The 3,722-nt window shown below is 45.4% G+C and carries 5 protein-coding genes; 1 reads left to right on the top strand and 4 read right to left on the bottom strand.

Going from position 1 to position 3,722, the window contains the following annotated elements; genetic code table 11:
• Positions 1-27 precede the first annotated feature (27 nt).
• The 4 genes from VN429_RS05825 to VN429_RS05810 all read right to left on the bottom strand — a co-directional run bounded on the left by VN429_RS05825 (position 28) and on the right by VN429_RS05810 (position 3,122).
• Positions 28-597, bottom strand: coding sequence for a flavin reductase family protein (locus VN429_RS05825; protein WP_325630839.1), 570 nt, complete (start codon positions 595-597; stop codon positions 28-30).
• An 84-nt stretch (positions 598-681) separates the two neighbouring features.
• Entirely contained in the window at positions 682-1,206 is a 525-nt protein-coding gene (idi, locus tag VN429_RS05820) for an isopentenyl-diphosphate Delta-isomerase (RefSeq protein WP_325630837.1), read from the bottom strand.
• 345 nt (positions 1,207-1,551) lie between these two features.
• Positions 1,552-2,709 carry an aldo/keto reductase gene (locus VN429_RS05815; protein ID WP_325630841.1) on the bottom strand — a complete coding sequence of 386 codons (1,158 nt, stop codon included), beginning with the start codon at positions 2,707-2,709 and terminating at the stop codon, positions 1,552-1,554.
• 77 nt (positions 2,710-2,786) lie between these two features.
• Entirely contained in the window at positions 2,787-3,122 is a 336-nt protein-coding gene (locus VN429_RS05810) for a winged helix-turn-helix transcriptional regulator (RefSeq protein WP_325630835.1), read from the bottom strand.
• A gap of 140 nt (positions 3,123-3,262) precedes the next feature.
• Between VN429_RS05810 and VN429_RS05805 the strand changes: the two genes are divergently transcribed.
• The gene (locus tag VN429_RS05805; RefSeq protein WP_325630833.1) at positions 3,263-3,697 is read left to right on the top strand and encodes a MarR family winged helix-turn-helix transcriptional regulator; all 435 of its coding nucleotides are present in this window, start codon (positions 3,263-3,265) and stop codon (positions 3,695-3,697) included.
• Positions 3,698-3,722: the final 25 nt, after the last annotated feature.

The following is a 3,722-nucleotide window of genomic DNA, read 5'->3' as shown; positions in this document are numbered from 1 at the left end:
GATTATTGAATGATATAAGGGGAAGACTTATTTTTCAATCAGTTCTTTCCCGATATTCCATGCATCTCCTGTTGGTGTACCAGTAACCTCAATATACTGAGTGCCTGTTATCATGAGAGGTTTAATCATATTCAGGTCGATATTCCCGTCAACCATACATCCCTCTTTAATGTAAACCTCCTCAACCTCACCAATGAAGATCTCTGCATTCTGCTGGGTAGGCATGTACACTGTCTGGATTACTTTACAGAGGATATTTACCGGGCACTCCTCGATCATCGGGGCACTTCCTGCAGAACTAAAAAACGACGTAAACACTTTCGATTTATCCGTTTCGTTACCCGAAACAAGACCTACGTAATCTGTTTTCCTGGCCAGTTCGGCAGAGGGGAGATTCACACTGAACCATCCTGATTCACGAATACCGACGTTTGTATAATGTTGCTTCACAGATTTTATGTAAACGGTCGGGGGGGCCGGGGAAATAAGCCCATAGCAGCCAAGTGTATTATAATTTGGTTTCCCTTTTACCATACTGCCAACAATAACAATTGGAAATGCTCCTGCTGGCATTTTTCCTATCATGACTTTATCCATGTCTGTATCCTCTTTCTCACAATGGTTTTTTCTTTTGTCAAATGTCAATCCTGTACACTTTTTTCAATCTTACTGATTCCGATTTCACGATCTTGCGGAGAATCTGTGATCTTTTAGTTTGTTCATCAAAATCACGAACCAGATCGTATAAATTTCAGAATTTTGGGCTATCCCTTCGTAAATACGTGGTACTGGAACCCACTGATAATCCTCTGCTTCATCAGGATCCGGATGAATACATCCATCATATCCTCCTATTAAAACATGTTCAAATTCGTGTTCGATCATGTGGTTATCCAGATGGGCTATGTATAGAAAATTAAATAGCGGTTTCAATATGCATTCAAACCCCATCTCCTCCTTCAACCTCCTATGAGCCGAAGATAATAATTCCTCACCCGCTCTGGGATGACCACAGCATGCATTTGTCCATAATCCCCCTGAATGATATTTCGATGATGACCTTTTCTGGAGGAGCATCTCTCCTTGTGAATTGTAGATAATAATGGAAAAGGCACGGTGAATTCTTCCTTCCCGATGGATTTGCATCTTTTCCGCATACCCGGTTTCTGTATCGTGTCTATCCACGAGAATAAGCATCTCAGTCATACACTACTCTGGATAATCCTACACAACCGGTCAACTCCATTCTGACCAGTTGTTAATATCGAAATAACACATCACGATTTGGATTTCTGTGATCCTGCTGTTATGAACATAAATATTATTCATTTATGCCGTGTAAACCCAATCCTGTTTCAAATGGTTTCTATCAACATTATCTACACCTGGTACTTGCTTATTGTTGATCTCACGGATATTTATTGAAAATACGAACTTCCATTACACCTAGGCACTTGGAGGTAACTGATGACACTATTAGAGGATTATGAAATTACTCAATTCGTGTAATTTCTTCAATGTAAATCCACTGGTAAAAAAACGCGGGAACAGTTATTTCCCGAAAAATTCCGAGACCTCCTCTAAGTATTTACGTATAGGAAGTCCCTGCGGACATTTATCCTCGCATTCCCCGCACTTGATACAACAGGAGGCATACCCGGGTATTCCCCCTGAAAACGTACCGTTAAGAGCCCAGAGGTATACCCCGGTGGCTTTCTCCTGTGCATCGAATGCATATGCCTGATTATAATACGTGAAACACTGGGGAATATCGACACCTTTCTGGCACGGCATGCAGTAGCGGCAGCCAGTACATGGAATCTTCACCCGGGAGGCAAACGTGTCCCGCAGTTTTTCAACAACAGTAAGTTCTCCGGGAGAGAGGGAACCCGGCAGGCCCTGCTCTGCACTGGCAAGGTTTTCCCTGACTTGTTCCATTGCTGACATACCGGAGAGTACAACCGTGACTTCAGGGTGATTCCAGACCCAGCGGAGTCCCCATTCAGATGGGGTGCGATTGACCGGAGCTTCAAGGATATGCTGGTGAATTATGGGAACGTCCCCTGAGAGAAGACCACCCCGGAGCGGTTCCATGACGACAATGCCAAGACCCTGTTCGGATGCGTACTTCAGACCTTGAGTGCCTGCCTGTTCTTGTTCGTCCATGTAGTTATACTGGATTTGGGCAAATGTCCACTCATAAGCATCGACAATCTCCTTAAAGACCGGGAACTGGTCGTGGAAGGAAAACGCAGGATACCGGATCCGGCCGTCTGCTCTGGCACTGTCAAGGAATTCAAGAACTCCTAACTGGGAAAGGTTTTCCCATGTTTCGCGGCTGAGCCCGTGGAGGAGATAGAAATCGATATGATCCGTAGCGAGCCGAGTAAGTTGTTGGTCCAGGAACTGGTCCATCTCCTCCCGTTTGGTGACAAGCCAACTCGGGAGTTTGGTAGCCAGAAAAACCTTGTCGCGATACCCGTCGCCAAGTGCCCTGCCGATGACAACCTCGCTCTCCCCGTTGTGATATGGGTAGGCAGTATCGATATAATTGACCCCGCCATCAATGGCGGTCCGGATCATATCAGTTGCCTTCTGCACATCGACGTTTCCTCGAGCCTGCTGATTCTCTTCGGTGGGTAATCGCATGCACCCGAAACCGAGGATCGAGATATCGTCCCTGCACCGTGGGAACTTTCTGTACAGCATCATTTCACCTTTCTACATCCTACGAAGATCTTGTGGAGGTAAATAGGGATCAGGGACAAAAATGTCAGCAAGAGCGGTTATCCGCCTTCGTTGATTTGGTCTGCCAGCTCCTCGTTCGCCCAGTCTTTGAGTGACATGAGTAGTGGGATGACGGTCTGCCCTCGTGCTGTTAGGGCATACTCGACGTGGGGTGGCATGCCGGGAAACTCTGTACGGGAAACCAGGCGATCTTCTTCAAGGGCCCTAAGCTGCCGGGTAAGCATTTTCTGGGAGATATTAGGTAATTTCTCTTGAATTTCTCCGAAACGGAGTGGTGCGTCCTTAATTTTCCAGAGAATGAGCGGTTTCCATTTCCCACCTATCACGTCCATTGCCGCCTCAACCGAACAGACATACATCCGCTTTTTTGTCATATACCGGTATTCCTACCGCCGATAGTTTAATAGTTGCGTTTTGCTTTTCCATCCTGGGATTTTCCAGGTTTTCAGGAGCCAACAGGAAATGGCCACGATCCGATACTTAAAAAAAGTTCAATGATTAACTAATTCTGACAATGAGTAAGGGCAATGCTATAGCGCTCATCAGCAGGATACGGGAAAAAGCGAACCGGTTGATTGTACACGAACTGGAAGAACATGGTATCACCGGCATTGTTCCATCGCATGGTGATATTCTGCATTTTCTCTATCTTGAAAAATGCTGCACCATGAAGGATCTTGCTGCAAAGATCCACAGATCCAAACCCAATGTAACGGTTCTTGTCAATAAACTGGTTGAGTTTGGATATGTGAAAAAGGAGAAAAGTGCTGACGACAACCGGGTTACATATATTTCCCTTACAGAAAAGGGAGAAGGCCTGAAGCCGGTATTTATCTATGTCTCTAAAAAACTTCAGAAAGCAGTATATGGCGGTCTTTCTGAGGAGGAGTCCGAATCGCTTGAGAAATTACTCCAAAAGGTTTACGAAGAATTTCCAAAATTGGAGTGAACTCTCTTGGTCCATGCCGTCATCG

It is taken from the genome of Methanospirillum sp., from assembly GCF_035560735.1.
In the GTDB taxonomy this organism is placed as follows: domain Archaea; phylum Halobacteriota; class Methanomicrobia; order Methanomicrobiales; family Methanospirillaceae; genus Methanospirillum.
Note: the sequence above shows the minus strand (reverse complement) of the source record. Positions and strands in the feature narration are given on the sequence as shown.